A 16,796-nucleotide genomic window follows, 5' to 3' on the forward strand; every position below is an offset into this window, starting at 1 on the left:
ATGTATTAGGCACGCCGCCAGCGTTCATCCTGAGCCAGGATCAAACTCTCCAATAAAGTTAGTTTGTCTAGCATCTAAAATAAAAATTGACGTTTCACGTTGTTTGTTTCGTTTAGTTTTCAAAGTTCAATATCGCGTTTCAGCGACTTTTATAATATATCATACTATATTATTTTCGTCAACAAGTTTTTTCGATAAGTTGTATCTCTCATTTGCTGACTCTGCCTATTATATAGGCTTTCTCTTCCCTATGCAAGTATTATTATAAAAAAATAAAGAGAGGGAAAATCCCCTCTCTTATTCTTCTGAAGAAACCTCTTCACTCGTTTCTTCCCCTTCATCTTTTTGTGCTTTTGCTACCGTCGCTACCTCTTGGTCTTCCTCTAATCGAATTAGACGAACACCTTGTGTATTACGTCCCATTTGAGAGATTTGATCAACTGGCATACGAATAATAACGCCTGCCGCTGTAATTAACATAATATCTTCTTCACCTGTAACAGACTTAACAGCTACTAATTTACCGTTCTTATCTGTAATGTTACAAGTTTTCAGACCTTTACCACCGCGACTTTGCAGACGGTATTCATCAATCGGTGTACGCTTTCCGTAACCATTTTTCGTTACAATTAGAACATTTACATCCTCTTCGACAATTTCCATACCTACAACTTGGTCTTCATCGCCCAACGTAATAGCTTTAACACCTGCAGCATTACGTCCCATAGAACGAACATCTTGTTCATTGAAACGAATTAGCATACCGTTACTTGTCCCGACAATAATATCCTTATCACCCGATGTTAAACGTACAGATATTACTTCATCCTCTTCACGAAGAGAAATTGCAATTAAACCATTTGTACGTATATTTGCAAATGATGAAAGTGGTGTTCTCTTAGAAACCCCTTGTTTTGTCGTAAAGAATAAGAACTGATCGTCACCAAATTCACGAATCGGAATAATAGCGTTAATCCACTCACCCTTATCTACCCCTAATAGGTTAATAATTGGTAGTCCTTTTGCAGTACGACTATACTCTGGAATTTCATATCCTTTCGTACGGTATACTTTACCCTTGTTTGTAAAGAATAAAATATGATCATGAGTAGACGTTGTTAATAAATGTTCAACAAAGTCATCATCATTCGTACCCATTCCTTGCACACCACGTCCCCCACGGTTCTGTGTTTTGTACGTAGAAGCTGGTAACCTCTTAATATAACCGTTATGAGTTAACGTAATCGCAATGTTTTGTTCAGGAATTAAATCTTCATCTTCAATAAATTCCATACCGCCAATTGTAATTTCTGTTCGTCTCTTATCATTGAAACGCTCTTTTACTTCTGTTAATTCTTCACGAATAATCTCAAGAACTTTTTCTTCATCTGCTAAAATCGCTTTTAATTCAGCAATTAACTTCATTAAGTCTTGATATTCTTGCTCAATTTTTTCACGTTCTAATCCAGTTAAGCGTTGCAGACGCATATCTAAAATCGCTTGCGCTTGTTTCTCACTTAAACCAAAACGTTCCATTAAGCCTTGCTTTGCAATATCTGCCGTTTTTGAACTACGAATTAACGTAATAACTTCATCAAGATGATCTAAAGCAATTCGTAATCCTTCTAAAATATGAGCACGTGCTTCTGCTTTTTCTAATTCATAAGCAGTACGTCTACGAATTACTACCTTCTGATGCTCTAAATAATGATATAGATTTTGTTTTAAATTTAGTACTTGTGGCTCCCCATTTACAAGAGACAACATATTAATACCGAAACTTGTTTGAAGCGCTGTATGTTTATATAGATTGTTTAATAGTACATTTGCATTAGCATCACGACGTACTTCCATGACAATACGCATACCATTACGATCTGATTCATCACGTAAATCTGTAATACCTTCAATTTTCTTATCGCGAACTAATTCTGCGATTTTTTCAATTAATCGCGCCTTATTAACTTGATAAGGTAGTTCAGTTACGATAATAGATTGTTTACCGTTTGACTTCTCTTCAATTTCAACCCTAGCACGAAGCATAATGGAACCGCGACCTGTTTCATAAGCTCTTCGAATTCCACTTCTTCCTAAAATTAAACCTGCCGTCGGAAAGTCTGGACCAGGAATATATTCCATCAATTCTGCGATAGTAATATCAGGATTATGACTTAATGCCAGCACACCATCAATTACTTCGCCAAGCTGATGCGGCGGTATATTTGTTGCCATACCAACAGCAATACCTGTTGTACCGTTTACTAATAAATTAGGGAAACGCGCTGGTAGTACTATCGGTTCTCTTTCGGAACCATCATAGTTATCTTGATAATCAATTGTATTTTTTGAAATATCACGTATTAATTCCATAGAAATCTTAGACATTCTTGCCTCTGTATAACGCATTGCTGCTGCTGAATCTCCATCTACAGAACCGAAGTTACCATGCCCATCTACAAGCATATAACGTTGACTAAAATCTTGCGCCATACGTACCATTGTTTCATAAACGGCTGAATCACCATGAGGGTGATACTTACCAATTACTTCACCGACAATACGTGCTGATTTCTTATACGCTTTATCAGCTGTAATTCCTAAATCATTCATCGCATATAAAACCCTACGATGCACAGGTTTTAATCCATCACGAACATCTGGTAATGCACGAGATACGATAACACTCATTGCGTAATCTAAAAATGAGGTACGCATTTCATGACTAATATTAATTTCTCGAATTCGTGCTTGTTGTTGATTGTCTGACATCAACGAGCACCTCCTCTTACATTTCCGTTACACATACATTGATTTATATGTAGAAGACAGGAATACTTAGATTCCTGTCATTACTCATTTAAATATCAAGGTTCTTCACGTATTTTGCATTCTCTTGGATAAAGTTACGACGCGGTTCTACTTTATCACCCATTAAAATTTCAAACGTTTCGTCTGCTTCTATTGCATCTTGAAGAGAAACTTGAAGTAACGAACGTACTTCTGGATCCATTGTCGTCTCCCATAGCTGAGTTGGATTCATCTCCCCAAGACCTTTATAACGTTGAATTCCTGGTTTCGGCTGGGCTGGTAGCTCAGCTAAGATTTTTTCAAGTTCCTTATCGTTGTAAGCATATTGAATTTTTTTACCTTGTTGTATTTTAAACAATGGCGGCTGTGCAATATAGATATAACCACACTCAATTATTTGACGCATATAACGATAGAAGAACGTTAATAATAGGGTACGAATATGTGCACCATCAACATCGGCATCGGTCATAATAATAACTTTATGATAGCGTGCTTTTTCAATATCGAAGTCTCCACCAATATTTGTACCGATTGCCGTAATAATTGTACGAACTTCATCATTTGATAAAATCTTATCTAAGCGCGCCTTTTCCACATTAATAATTTTACCCTTCAGCGGTAAAATTGCTTGGAAATGACGATCGCGTCCTTGTTTTGCAGATCCACCCGCAGAGTCACCCTCTACGATGTAAATTTCACTAATTGCTGGATCTTTCGAAGAGCAATCAGCTAATTTACCAGGTAAACTTGAAACTTCTAACGCACTCTTTCGACGTGTCAATTCACGCGCTTTTTTCGCAGCTACACGTGCACGTGCAGCCATCGTACCTTTTTCTACAATTTTTCGCGCTACATTAGGATTTTCTAGTAAGAACTTTTCAAATGCCTCTGAGAATACAGACTCTGTAATTGTTCTCGCTTCACTATTCCCAAGTTTTGTCTTCGTTTGTCCTTCAAATTGTGGATTTGGATGCTTGATTGATACAATTGCTGTTAAACCTTCACGAACATCCTCACCAGTTAAATTACTGTCCGCATCTTTTAAAATGCTATTTTTACGACCATAGTCGTTGATTACACGAGTTAAAGCTGTTTTAAAACCTACCTCATGTGTACCACCTTCATACGTATGGATGTTATTCGTAAATGAGTAAATATTATTTGTGTATCCTTCGTTATATTGAAGAGAAACCTCAACCTGAATACCATCTTTTGAACCTTCTACGTACACAGGCTCTTCATGAATCGGTTGTTTTGAGCGATTTAAATGCTCAACGTATGATTTAATTCCACCTTCGTAATGGAATTCTTTCTTTTGCTTATGTTCACGTTTATCTTCAATTGTTAATTTAATATTACGATTTAAAAACGCTAATTCACGCATACGAGTTGCTAGCGTATCAAAATCGTATACTGTTGTTTCTTGGAAAATTTCCGGATCTGGTTTAAATCGAGTTATTGTTCCTGTTTGATCTGTGTCACCAATGACTTTTAAATCCGCAACCGGAATACCTCTTTCATATTTTTGGTAATGGATTTTACCTTCACGATGTACAAATACTTCTAATTCTGTTGATAGAGCATTTACAACCGATGCCCCAACACCATGTAAACCACCAGAAACTTTATAACCGCCACCGCCAAATTTACCACCGGCGTGGAGAACAGTCATAATAACTTCTACAGCTGGACGTCCCATTTTTTCTTGTATACCAACCGGAATACCACGCCCATTATCCGTTACACGAATACTATTATCTTCTTCGATACTAACATTAATTTCATCACAATAACCTGCAAGTGCTTCATCAATACTATTATCTACGATTTCCCAAACAAGATGGTGAAGCCCTTTTCCACTTGTAGATCCAATATACATACCAGGGCGTTTCCGAACTGCCTCTAGTCCTTCAAGCACCTGTATCTGACTTTCATCATATGCATTTTCTTGCATTTGCTTTTGTTCCATTGACACAAAGATCACCTACTTTTCCATTTAAACAGGGGTTATTCCCTATCTATTTCACAATCTACAGTGCCGTTCGTTACATGAATTGTTTTCGCTTCTTTTAATGTTTCGTGTTCAATTCCGTCGACACTCGTCGTTGTAACAAATGTTTGCACTTTTCCTTGAATTGTATTTAAAAGATGTGATTGACGATAATCATCTAATTCTGATAAAACATCATCCAACAAAAGGATTGGATATTCTTTAACCTCTGAATAAATCAATTCAATTTCAGCTAATTTTAGGGATAGTGCGGTCGTTCGTTGTTGTCCTTGCGAACCAAAGACTTGAACATTTTTACTATTAACGAAGAATTGTAAATCGTCACGATGAGGACCAATCAAAGTCGTACCACGGAAAATTTCACGTTGTTTCACAGATTGAAAACTTTCATAGTATACTTCTTTTATTTTCGACAAATCCATTGATTCTGATACATCTACACTTGGTTTATAGACAATTTCTAACTCTTCTAATCCACGGCTTATACCTCGATGAATTGGAGCTGCCCATTCCTGTAGCAAATGCAAAAATTCAAAACGTTTTTGCAGTATTTTCGCACCATGCTCAATTAGTTGAAGTGTAAATACATCCAACATCGTTTCCTCATTCTTACTATTCCCTTGCATTTTTTTCAACAAGTGATTTCGTTGCGTGAGCACCTTTTGATATTGACTTAATTCATACAAATATACAGGAGCTATTTGTCCTAATTCCATATCTAAAAAGCGTCTTCTTACTTGAGGGCTTCCTTTTACAAGATTTAAATCTTCTGGGGCAAACATGACAACGTTCATCACGCCAATATATTGACTTAACTTTTGTTGTTCAAGTTGATTTAATTTTGCCTTTTTACCTTTTTTCGAAATATTTAATTCCAAAGACAAAGAACTGTTTCTTTTTTGTAATTTCCCTTTTATTTGACCAAAATCTTCATCCCAGCGGATAAGTTCGCGATCATTAGAGGTTCTATGAGATTTCGCCATCGCTAAAACATAAATAGCTTCCATCAAATTTGTTTTCCCTTGCGCATTTTCGCCGATAATTACATTTACCTTATCTTCAAAGGAAAGCTCTAATTTTTCATAATTGCGATAGTTTTTTAATTGTATTTCTGAAATAAACAAAGGGCTCCCCCTTTATGCCTGAACTTGGAAAGTTCCGCTTCCTGGAATTTCAATAACATCATTCGCATATAGTTTGCGACCTCTTCTATTTTCAAGTTCGTTGTTCACGTACACTTCATATTCTTGTAAAAACCATTTTACAGCGCCACCTGTATCAATTACATCAGCTAACTTTAAAAATTGTCCTAGTGTAATATACTCTGTTGAAATTTTAATACGTTTCATAAAATCGCTCACTTTCTGAAAGTGTTCATTCTTTCATTGTACTAAATAAACTAGCATTAGGAAAGTAATACCCAAAAATCAAATAAGGGCCACTAGCATCTTTAAACTAGCAACCCTTATTCCTTACCTAGTAAGTACGAACAGGTAAAATTAATTGAATAATTGAATCATCATTTACTGTACGAATTAAGAACGGTCTCATCGCCCCAGTAAAGCTAACTTTAATCTCTGTACTATCCAAAGCTTTCAATGCATCCATCATATATTTTGCACTAAAAGATATTTTTAACTCTTCTCCATCTACTTTTTCGCATTGTACTTCTTCGACAACTTTTCCGATTTCTGGTGAATTCGAAGAAATCTCTAGCATTTCTTGCTCTAAAGTTGATAATTTAACAACGTTATTGCGGCCATCTCTTGCTAATAGTGAAGCGCGATCAATTGCTTGTAGGAATTCTTTTGTATTCACAAAAATATCCGTTTTACTCTCTGCCGGAATTAAACGTGTCGTATCAGGATAATTCCCTTCTAACAATCTTGAGAAGAATAATAAATGTTTTGTACGGAATAATACTTGATACTCCGTAATAACGATATCTACCATTTCTTCAGACTCATCTAAAATTTTACTTAATTCATTTAAGCTCTTACCTGGAATAACAACATTAGCTTGGAATTCATCTGCAATATTATGTCCTTCAATTTTTGCTTTTCGAAGTGCCAGCCTATGACTATCTGTTGCAATACAAGTTAACTCGCTGTTATATACCTTCCAGTTTACACCTGTCAAGATTGGTCTTGTTTCAGAAGTAGAAACTGCAAATACAGTTTGTCTGATCATATGTTTAAGTAAATCTGTTGGTATCTTAAATACATGATGTTCTTCAATCTGTGGCAATAACGGATATTCTGCAGAATCTAAACCATTTAAGTTAAACTCTGATTTTCCAGATTTTATTTTTGTCATAAAATGATTTTCTACAGAAATTTCGACAGTGTCTTTAGGTAGTTTTTTTACAATCTCACTAAAATATTTTGCCTGTAAAACAATGCTTCCTGATTGAGCTATTTCTACAATTTCTTTTCCATCTTCTTCGACTGGAATAAACGATTCAATAGAAATATCAGCATCGCTTCCTGTTAATGTAACTCCTTCTTCAGTTGCTACAACTTTAATTCCCGTAAGAATTGGGATTGTTGTACGAGAAGAAACTGCCTTCATTACATCTTGTACACCTCTTACAAGATAGTCTTTTTGTATTGTAAAACGCATAAAGAAAAACCTCCGGTAAGTATAAGATTTTATTTAATTAATAAAGATAAAAAGTAGTAGTAATAGTAATAGGGCTTGTGGATATGTGGATAACTCCGCTAAAGGATGTAAAAACAGTCTATCTACATGTGGATAGACTGTGCGTAAAACAAGGTAAGTTATTCACACTATTCAGCTACTACTTTAAAATACCATTAATTTCTTCAACTTGCTTTTGTAATTGCGTATCGGTTTTTAGTAGTTTAGAGATTTTTTCATGGGCATGGATAACTGTTGTATGATCACGTCCACCAAATTCTTCACCTATTTTTGGTAAAGAGGAATCTGTAAGCTCGCGCGATAAATACATTGCAATTTGGCGAGGAAACGCAACTGATTTTGTACGTTTTTTCGCTTTAAAATCTTCTAATTTCACTTGATAAACGTCCCCGACAGCTTTTTGAATATCATAAATAGAGATAATTTTCGGCTTAGAATTTGGAATAATATCTTTAAGTGCTTCAGCTGCTAAATCAGCATTAATATCTTTATTAATTAAAGATGAATAAGCTACAACTCGGATAAGTGCACCTTCTAATTCACGAATATTTGAATCAATTTGATTTGCGATATAAAGCATAACTTCATTTGGTATATCAAGCCCTTCAGCTTTTGCTTTTTTGCGTAAAATCGCAATTCGTGTCTCTAAATCTGGCGGCGTAATGTCTGTAATAAGTCCCCATTCAAAGCGGGAACGAAGACGATCTTCTAAAGTTGGAATTTCTTTTGGTGGTCGGTCACTAGAAATTACAATTTGTTTACTTTCTTCGTGTAATGCATTAAATGTATGGAAAAACTCTTCTTGAGTCTGTTCTTTTCCAGCAAGAAATTGAATATCATCTATCAATAAAACATCTACGTTGCGATATTTATTACGAAAATCAACAGCTTTATTATCACGAATAGAGTTAATAAATTCATTTGTAAATTTTTCTGATGATAAATATACAACTTTTGCATTTGGATTATGTTCAATTACATAATGACCAATTGCGTGCATTAAATGTGTCTTTCCAAGTCCAACTCCTCCGTAAATAAAGAGTGGATTATACGCTTTAGCTGGCGCCTCAGCTACAGCTAATGAAGCTGCATGGGCAAAACGGTTACCAGAGCCAATAACAAATGTATCGAATGTATATTTTGGATTTAACATGCTCTGTGGTAAATGAGCTGAATCATCTTGTGCTGGATTCGGCTTAACTGGAGGCAGATCAATGTCCTCTTCAGCTTGACTTTGGGGAATAATAAAGCGAATTGCTAATTTTGCCCCTGTTAAATCGTATAGTGTTTCTGAAATTAGTTCGGAGTAATGAGATTCTAGCCAGTCACGAGCAAATTCATTCGGAGCTGTAATCGTTAATACGTCTTTCTTCAAGTTATGAGCCGTTGTGGATTTTAACCATGTCTCATAACTAGGCTTGCTTACCTTTTTTTCTAATTCTTTTAAGGCACTATTCCATAAATCAGAGATATTTTCCAAAGGTGTCCCTCCTTTACTAAGTTGGTAAAAGAATAAGGTTGCGCAACAAATGTACAACCTAATAAATATAAAATGTATATTTATACGAAACGTATTTTAAAACCTAAAAACGTCGTTTGTATATGAGATAGGGTTTTCGACAAAAAAAGCAAATGTGGACAACTATTTACCCACATGTGATTAAAACTGTCCACATGTTATACACAAATTGTGGATAAGATAAAGATGTGGAAAACTTATTCAAAGTGAAAACACAACTATAATATCAAAAAAAAGTGGCTATAGCAATGAATTTAAGAAAGTTATCCACAAAATCAATACCTTGTGGAATAAACTTGTCCACAACACGATATACTGTGTAAAAGTGTGAAAAAAGTTTGTGGATATAAAAAACGCGAAAAAATATTTATCCACAAGGAAATATAGGTGCTGTGAAAAAGTATGTGAATAGGTTCAAAATGAATATTTGATGAAAATTTCTAGAACCATTGACATTTTCCTAGTTAATTAACTATAATTTATAGGACTGTCTTTAACAGATATTCCTCAGGGAGGTGTCATATAATGAAAAGAACTTACCAACCAAATAAACGTAAGCGCAGCAAAGTACATGGTTTCCGCAGCCGTATGAGCACAGCGAACGGACGTAAAGTGCTAGCAGCTCGTCGTCGTAAAGGAAGAAAAGTATTATCTGCGTAGACCACTGATCGTTCAGTGGTCTTTTTTTCTAATAATAGTGAATTTCCGCTGATGAAATACAGGAGTGTCAATTGATATGAAGAAAAAACATCGTATAAAGAAGAATGATGAATTCCAGGCGGTTTTTCAAAAAGGAAAATCAAATGCAAATCGTCAGTTTGTTGTATACCAATTAGATAAAGAAGAACAGCCAAACTTTCGCATCGGCCTTTCTGTTAGCAAGAAAATAGGAAATGCAGTAGTTCGTAATCGAATTAAGCGCATGGTCCGTCAGGCTATTACAGAGTTAAAAGATGAGATAGCTTCTGGAAAAGATTTTGTTATAATAGCAAGGAAGCCTTGTGCAGAGATGACATATGAAGAAGTAAAGAAAAGCTTAATTCATGTCTTTAAACGCTCTGGTATGAAAAGAATAAAAAAGTAGCGTAAGGAAATGAATTACACTATATACATACCGATACAAGGAGGAGTAGGCTTTGAAAAAGAAATTAGGTTTACTAGCCATGGTCGTTGCATTAATGGCGATTGCCACCGGTTGTAGTGAAACGGGTCAGCCGATTACATCGAAAAGTACTGGGATTTGGAATGAATATTTCGTATATCCGCTTTCTCAGTTAATCACGTATTTTGCCGAATTATTTAACAGTAATTACGGTTTAGCAATTGTTATTACAACTCTTATCATTCGTTTTGCATTATTACCATTAATGATTAAACAAACGAAGAGTACAAAGGCAATGCAAGCGTTACAACCAGAAATGGTGAAGTTAAAAGAGAAATATAGTTCTAAAGATCAAGCAACACAGCAAAAACTACAACAAGAAATGATGCAGTTATATCAAAAGAATGGTGTAAATCCATTGGCAGGATGTTTACCGATATTTGTTCAGATGCCTATTTTATTCGCGTTTTATCATGCGATTATGAGAACAACAGCAATTAGTGAACATACATTTTTATGGTTTGATTTAGGAAAGGCAGATCCGTTCTATATCTTACCAGTCGTTGCAGCAATTACGACATTTATTCAGCAAAAGCTTGCAATGGCAGGAACAGCTGGTCAAAATCCACAAATGGCAATGATGCTTTGGCTTATGCCGATTATGATTTTAATCTTTGCAATTAACTTCCCAGCTGCATTATCACTTTACTGGGTTGTTGGTAATATCTTTGGTATTGCTCAAATGTACTTTATTAAAGGGCCAGAGATTAAGGCTAGTAAGGCTGGTAAAGCTGGAGGCTCAAGCAAGTGAGTGTAATTACTGCTAAAGGACAAACAGTCGAGCTGGCAGTAGAGGATGCTTTAAGGCAATTAAATACATCAAAAGATCGAGTAGATATAAATATTGTCGATGAGGGTAAAAGGGGATTCTTAGGTTTATTTGGGAATCGCCCTGCAGTAGTAGAAGTTGTATTGAAGAAAGATCCAATTCAAGAATGTGAAGAATATTTAAGAAATGTTATTCACGATATGGGTGTGGAAGTCGAGATTAGTAAAATTGTAAAAGGACGCGAAATCGAATTCACAATTTCTGGTGATAATGTAGGTGTTTTAATTGGGAAAAGAGGTAATACATTGAACTCTTTACAGTATTTAACAAAACTTGTCGCGAATCGTAACACGAAGCAGTATATCGGTATTACACTAGATGCTGAAAATTATCGTAGTAAAAGAAAAAGTACGTTAGAATCACTTTCTTATCGATTAGCGAAACAAGTATTTAATACGAAAAAAAGAGTTATTTTAGAACCGATGCCATCTTTTGAACGAAAAATTATTCATCAGGCATTATCAAATCATCAAGGTATCAATACAACTTCTGAAGGAAATGAACCACATCGGCATGTTGTAATATCTCCTAAATGACCGGTTGCTCAAATGAGTGCCGGTTTTTTTGAGCGGAAAATAGATGTGGATAACTAAAAAACACTAAACTTATCCACTGTGAATAAGTTTAGTGTTTTTTACATGGGGATATAATAAAATGAGTTATTCTTCTTTTGTAGATAGGTTCGTTATGGTATCCTAATAATTTAGTGAAAGAAATAATCATGTTGAAATAGAGATAAATAAGCAAGTGAGGTGAAAGGACATGGAATTTGATACAATTGCTGCGATTTCCACAGCGCTTGGAGAGGGTGCAATTGCCATTGTTCGAGTAAGTGGGGATGATGCGGTTGAGAAAGTTGATCGTATTTTTAAGGGGAAGGATTTAACAGAGGTTCCTTCTCACACTATTCATTATGGTCATATTGTTGATTTAGATACAAATCAAGTTATTGAAGAAGTTATGGTGTCTATTATGCGCGCACCAAGGACTTTTACACGTGAAAATATAGTGGAAATTAACTGTCACGGTGGACTTGTTTCAGTAAATAAAGTATTGCAACTTATTCTAGCACAAGGAGTACGATTGGCAGAGCCGGGCGAATTTACAAAACGTGCTTTTTTAAATGGACGTATCGACTTATCACAAGCAGAAGCTGTTATGGATTTGATTCGAGCAAAAACAGATCGTGCGATGAATGTAGCAATTAATCAAATGGAAGGGCGATTATCTAAATTAATTGGTCTTTTGCGTCAAGAAATATTAGAAACATTAGCTCATGTTGAGGTAAATATAGATTATCCAGAATACGATGATGTAGAAGAGATGACACATAATATTTTAATTGAGAAAGCGACGCATGTTCGTTCGGAAATCGAAAAAATATTAGAAACATCAAAACAAGGGAAAATTTTACGTGAAGGTATTGCTACAGCAATTATCGGTAGACCTAACGTTGGGAAATCATCGTTATTAAATAGTCTTGTTCAGGAGAAAAAGGCAATTGTAACTGATATTGCAGGAACAACTCGTGATGTTATTGAAGAGTACGTTAACGTGCGTGGTGTACCTCTTAAACTTATAGATACAGCCGGTATTCGGGAGACAGAAGATGTTGTTGAACGAATTGGTGTGGAACGTTCAAAAGAAATGATGAGCCAAGCAGATTTAGTATTAGTTGTTGTCAACTATAGCGAGGCTTTAACAAATGAGGATGAAGATCTATTCCGTGCGGTACAAGGAAAAGACTTTATTGTTATTGTGAATAAGACTGATTTACCGCAAGCGATTGATATGGAACGTGTTACAGAGTTAGCCGCGGGAAATCGTGTTATTACAACATCCTTAATTGAGGAACAAGGAATAGATGAACTCGAAAAGGCAATAGCTGATTTATTCTTTGAAGGAACAATCGATTCTGCAGATATGACATATGTTTCTAATGCGAGACATATTGGATTATTAACACAAGCAGGAAAAACAATCGGTGATGCAGTTGAGGCGATTGAAAATGGTGTACCAATTGATATGGTACAAATTGATTTAACAAGAACGTGGGAAATACTTGGTGAAATTACTGGGGACACAGTGCATGAAAGCTTAATTGACCAGTTGTTCTCTCAATTTTGTTTAGGAAAATAATATAGTGAAGTTGTAGAAAGATAGAGATTATTAGGAGGAATAAACAATGGGATACAATGCCGGTTCATACGATGTCATAGTAATCGGTGCAGGTCATGCAGGATGTGAAGCTGGTCTTGCGGCAGCACGAATGGGCTCAAAAACATTAATGTTAACAATTAATTTGGATATGGTAGCATTCATGCCATGTAACCCTTCTGTTGGTGGACCAGCAAAAGGGATTGTTGTTCGTGAAATTGATGCATTAGGCGGAGAAATGGGACGTAATATTGATAAAACTCATATTCAAATGCGTATGCTAAATACAGGTAAGGGACCAGCCGTACGTGCACTTCGAGCGCAAGCTGATAAATTCGCTTACCAACATGAATTAAAGAAAACAATTGAAGAAACACCAAACTTAACGTTGTTCCAAGGAATGGTAGAGCGTTTAATCGTTGAAGAAGGTGTATGTAAAGGGGTAGTTACACAAGCTGGTGCAGAATATACAGCAAAAACCGTTGTAATTACAACTGGAACATTTTTACGCGGCGAGATTATCATGGGCGACTTAAAATATTCAAGCGGTCCAAATAATCAGCAACCGTCTATTACATTATCTGAGCATTTAGAAGAACTTGGATTTGATCTTGTTAGATTTAAAACAGGGACACCTCCGCGTGTAAACAGTAATACAATTGACTACAGTAAAACAGAAATTCAACCAGGTGATGATAAGCCACGTGCGTTCTCTTTTGAAACAACGAAATTTATTATGGATCAAATTCCATGTTGGTTGACATATACAAGTACAGAAACACACCGTTTAATAGATGAAAATTTACATCGTTCAGCTATGTATTCTGGTATGATTAAAGGAACAGGCCCTAGATACTGTCCTTCTATTGAAGACAAAGTAGTAAGATTTAATGATAAACCACGTCATCAAATTTTCTTAGAGCCAGAAGGGCGTAATACACAAGAAGTATATGTACAAGGTTTATCCACAAGCTTACCAGAAGATGTACAACGTGACATGCTTAGAACAATTCCAGGCCTAGAAAATGTTGAAATGATGCGTACAGGTTATGCAATTGAATATGATGCAATTGTGCCAACACAACTATGGCCAACACTTGAAACGAAAAAGATTAAAAATTTATATACAGCAGGACAAATTAATGGAACTTCTGGTTACGAAGAGGCGGCCGGACAAGGGCTTATGGCTGGAATTAATGCAGCATGCCGTTCTTTAGGTAAAAAAGAAGTTGTTTTAGGTCGCGAGGATGCTTATATTGGCGTCTTAATTGATGATCTTGTAACGAAAGGTACAAATGAACCATATCGTTTATTAACGTCTCGTGCAGAATACCGTCTATTATTACGCCACGATAATGCTGATCTTCGTTTAACTGAAGTTGGTCGTGAAATTGGACTAATTAAAGAAGAGCGCTATGAGCGATTTACAAATAAAAAATTACAAATTGAACAGGAAAAGGAACGTTTAAGCAGCATTATTATTAAACCACGTCCTGAAGTTCAAGAATTAATTCGCAATATTGGCGGAAGTGAATTGAAAGATGGAATACGTGCAAGTGACTTATTACGTCGTCCAGAGATGACATATGAGCATATTCATCTTTTAGTACCAAGTGAAGTAGAATTAAGTGATGAAGTTAAAGAACAAGTTGAAATTCAGATTAAGTATGAAGGGTATATTGAAAAATCTTTACAGCAAGTAGAGCGTATGAAGAAAATGGAGAGTAAAAAAATCCCTGTAGATATTGATTATGATGCGATTTCTAGCCTTGCTTCAGAAGCTAGACAGAAATTGAAAGATGTTCGTCCACTTTCAATGGGGCAGGCTTCACGTATTTCTGGCGTAAATCCAGCGGATATTTCCATTTTACTTGTGTATATAGAACAAGGAAAAATTGCACGCGTATCGAACCAATAAATAGTAAGGAGATATTGCTAGATGAACATAGAACAATTTCAATCTATGCTAGAAGAGAAGGGAATCACCCTCTCTTCTAGACAGTTAGAGCAGTTCAAAATCTACTTTGAAACATTAGTAGAGTGGAATGAAAAAATGAACTTAACGGCTATTACAGAAAAAGAAGAAGTATATTTAAAACACTTTTTTGATTCCATTACAGCTGCTTTTTATTATGATTTTTCAAAACCATTCTCAATTTGCGATGTTGGTGCAGGGGCTGGATTCCCAAGTATTCCTTTAAAAATTTGTTTCCCGCATTTAAAAGTAACAATTGTAGATTCGTTGCAAAAACGTATTAATTTCTTAAATCACTTAGCACAAAAGTTAGAATTAAGTGATGTTGCATTTTGTCACGATCGTGCTGAAACATTTGGGAAAAAAGAAGGTGTACGTGAATCATACGATATTGTAATGGCACGTGCAGTTGCGCGTCTTTCTGTATTAAGTGAGCTATGTTTACCGCTTGTAAAAGTTGGAGGAACATTCATTGCAATGAAAGGTGCAGCAGCAAACGAAGAAATTGAAAATGGCAAGTATGCTTTAGAGGTGCTAGGCGGAGAGTTGAAAGAGATGTCTACTTTCCAATTGCCGTTTGAAGAGAGTGAACGTAATATTTTATTAATCGAGAAAAAGCGCAAGACACCAAAGAAATATCCACGCAAACCGGGAACACCCAATAAATTACCTATTGAAAAATAAATCTTATTAGACGTAAGATTAAATTATATAAATGAAAACGTAAATGTTTCATAGGAAACATTTTATGGAGAATAGTCAATAGGCCTAAAAGGTGGTGGAATATGTATGAAAAATACGTTTTCTCGTTTATTTGGCTTTGGAGATAAAGAGAGCGAATTCGAATTACAAGACGAAAGCCATGAAGAGATAGATAAAAAGGTATATGAAGAAATACAAGAAATTCCGATAGTAAATATTACTCCTAACCGTTATCAACCAAGAACAGTTTTTGATGATGCGCGTATTGATGAGCTAGCATTAACAATTCGTACACATGGACTTATTCAACCGATTGTTGTAAGGCAATATGAGGATGATAAGTACGAGATTATTGCTGGAGAAAGACGTTTTCGCGCGGCAACAAAGTTAGGTTGGGAAAAGGTTCCTGCAATTATAAAGAATTTAAATGATACAGAGACAGCTTCTGTAGCTTTAATTGAAAACTTGCAACGTGAGGAACTAACGGCAATCGAGGAAGCTGTGGCATATCAAAAGCTGATTGAGTTACATAATTTAACACAAGAAGCATTGGCACAACGACTTGGAAAAGGACAATCTACAATCGCAAATAAGTTGCGCTTGTTAAAGTTGCCTGAAGAAATAAAAAGTGCATTATTAGAAAAAAGCATTACAGAACGTCATGCCCGCGCTCTCATTCCTTTAAAAAATGAGGAATTACAACTGAAGGTTTTACAGGAAATTGTGGAGAAACAACTAAATGTAAAGCAAACAGAAGAACGAATTGCGAAGTTACTAGAGGAAGCGAAACCGAAGCGTAAGGCAAAGCAAAAAGCAGTAAGTCGAGATACGAGGATTGCTATGAATACAATTAGACAATCTTTACAAATGGTTACTGAAAGTGGTTTGAATGTTAATTCTGAGGAAGAAGAATTTGATGAGTACTATCAAATTACAATTAAAATTCCAAAGAAAAAATAATAATGACGT

The 16,796-nt window shown here is 35.6% G+C and carries 14 protein-coding genes; 8 read left to right on the top strand and 6 right to left on the bottom strand.

Translation table 11 applies throughout. From position 1 onward, the window contains the following. Window positions 1-297 precede the first annotated feature (297 nt). From gyrA to dnaA, 6 genes are all read right to left on the bottom strand, one after another. A complete protein-coding gene (gene gyrA / locus HMAS_RS20570) occupies window positions 298-2,769 on the bottom strand; it encodes a DNA gyrase subunit A (protein ID WP_025710392.1) in 2,472 nt (823 codons plus the stop codon). Window positions 2,770-2,857: 88 nt separating this feature from the next. Beyond that, window positions 2,858-4,780, bottom strand: coding sequence for a DNA topoisomerase (ATP-hydrolyzing) subunit B (gene gyrB / locus HMAS_RS20575; RefSeq protein ID WP_000435982.1), 1,923 nt, complete (start codon window positions 4,778-4,780; stop codon window positions 2,858-2,860). A 38-nt stretch (window positions 4,781-4,818) separates the two neighbouring features. Then, the gene (recF, locus tag HMAS_RS20580; protein ID WP_000470745.1) at window positions 4,819-5,946 is read right to left on the bottom strand and encodes a DNA replication/repair protein RecF; all 1,128 of its coding nucleotides are present in this window, start codon (window positions 5,944-5,946) and stop codon (window positions 4,819-4,821) included. A gap of 12 nt (window positions 5,947-5,958) precedes the next feature. Next, the gene (yaaA, locus tag HMAS_RS20585) at window positions 5,959-6,171 is read right to left on the bottom strand and encodes a S4 domain-containing protein YaaA (protein ID WP_000821364.1); all 213 of its coding nucleotides are present in this window, start codon (window positions 6,169-6,171) and stop codon (window positions 5,959-5,961) included. 127 nt (window positions 6,172-6,298) lie between these two features. Next, window positions 6,299-7,444: a DNA polymerase III subunit beta gene (gene dnaN, locus HMAS_RS20590; RefSeq protein ID WP_001212884.1), complete on the bottom strand. Its 1,146-nt coding sequence runs from the start codon at window positions 7,442-7,444 to the stop codon at window positions 6,299-6,301. Window positions 7,445-7,622: 178 nt separating this feature from the next. Then, window positions 7,623-8,963 carry a chromosomal replication initiator protein DnaA gene (dnaA, locus tag HMAS_RS20595; RefSeq protein WP_000428017.1) on the bottom strand — a complete coding sequence of 447 codons (1,341 nt, stop codon included), beginning with the start codon at window positions 8,961-8,963 and terminating at the stop codon, window positions 7,623-7,625. A gap of 564 nt (window positions 8,964-9,527) precedes the next feature. Here dnaA and rpmH point away from each other — a divergent pair. From rpmH to noc, 8 genes are all read left to right on the top strand, one after another. Beyond that, window positions 9,528-9,662: a 50S ribosomal protein L34 gene (gene rpmH, locus HMAS_RS20600; RefSeq protein WP_000831901.1), complete on the top strand. Its 135-nt coding sequence runs from the start codon at window positions 9,528-9,530 to the stop codon at window positions 9,660-9,662. A gap of 76 nt (window positions 9,663-9,738) precedes the next feature. After that, complete coding sequence (gene rnpA / locus HMAS_RS20605; RefSeq protein ID WP_000726619.1) at window positions 9,739-10,086, top strand: ribonuclease P protein component; 348 nt, start codon at window positions 9,739-9,741, stop codon at window positions 10,084-10,086. 52 nt (window positions 10,087-10,138) lie between these two features. Beyond that, window positions 10,139-10,915 carry a YidC family membrane integrase SpoIIIJ gene (spoIIIJ, locus tag HMAS_RS20610; protein ID WP_025710390.1) on the top strand — a complete coding sequence of 259 codons (777 nt, stop codon included), beginning with the start codon at window positions 10,139-10,141 and terminating at the stop codon, window positions 10,913-10,915. Next, a complete protein-coding gene (gene jag / locus HMAS_RS20615) occupies window positions 10,912-11,529 on the top strand; it encodes an RNA-binding cell elongation regulator Jag/EloR (protein WP_000111516.1) in 618 nt (205 codons plus the stop codon). Before spoIIIJ ends, jag begins: the two co-directional genes overlap by 4 nt. Window positions 11,530-11,755: 226 nt before the next feature. Further along, complete coding sequence (gene mnmE / locus HMAS_RS20620; RefSeq protein WP_000393757.1) at window positions 11,756-13,132, top strand: tRNA uridine-5-carboxymethylaminomethyl(34) synthesis GTPase MnmE; 1,377 nt, start codon at window positions 11,756-11,758, stop codon at window positions 13,130-13,132. Window positions 13,133-13,178: 46 nt separating this feature from the next. Then, window positions 13,179-15,068 carry a tRNA uridine-5-carboxymethylaminomethyl(34) synthesis enzyme MnmG gene (gene mnmG / locus HMAS_RS20625; protein ID WP_000541031.1) on the top strand — a complete coding sequence of 630 codons (1,890 nt, stop codon included), beginning with the start codon at window positions 13,179-13,181 and terminating at the stop codon, window positions 15,066-15,068. A 21-nt stretch (window positions 15,069-15,089) separates the two neighbouring features. Continuing rightward, entirely contained in the window at window positions 15,090-15,809 is a 720-nt protein-coding gene (gene rsmG / locus HMAS_RS20630; RefSeq protein ID WP_001019628.1) for a 16S rRNA (guanine(527)-N(7))-methyltransferase RsmG, read from the top strand. Window positions 15,810-15,914: 105 nt separating this feature from the next. Then, window positions 15,915-16,787, top strand: coding sequence for a nucleoid occlusion protein (gene noc, locus HMAS_RS20635; protein ID WP_000799016.1), 873 nt, complete (start codon window positions 15,915-15,917; stop codon window positions 16,785-16,787). Window positions 16,788-16,796: the final 9 nt, after the last annotated feature.

The sequence above is a fragment of the Bacillus sp. HMA207 genome (assembly GCF_003402455.1).
Taxonomy (GTDB): Bacteria; Bacillota; Bacilli; order Bacillales; family Bacillaceae_G; genus Bacillus_A; species Bacillus_A cereus.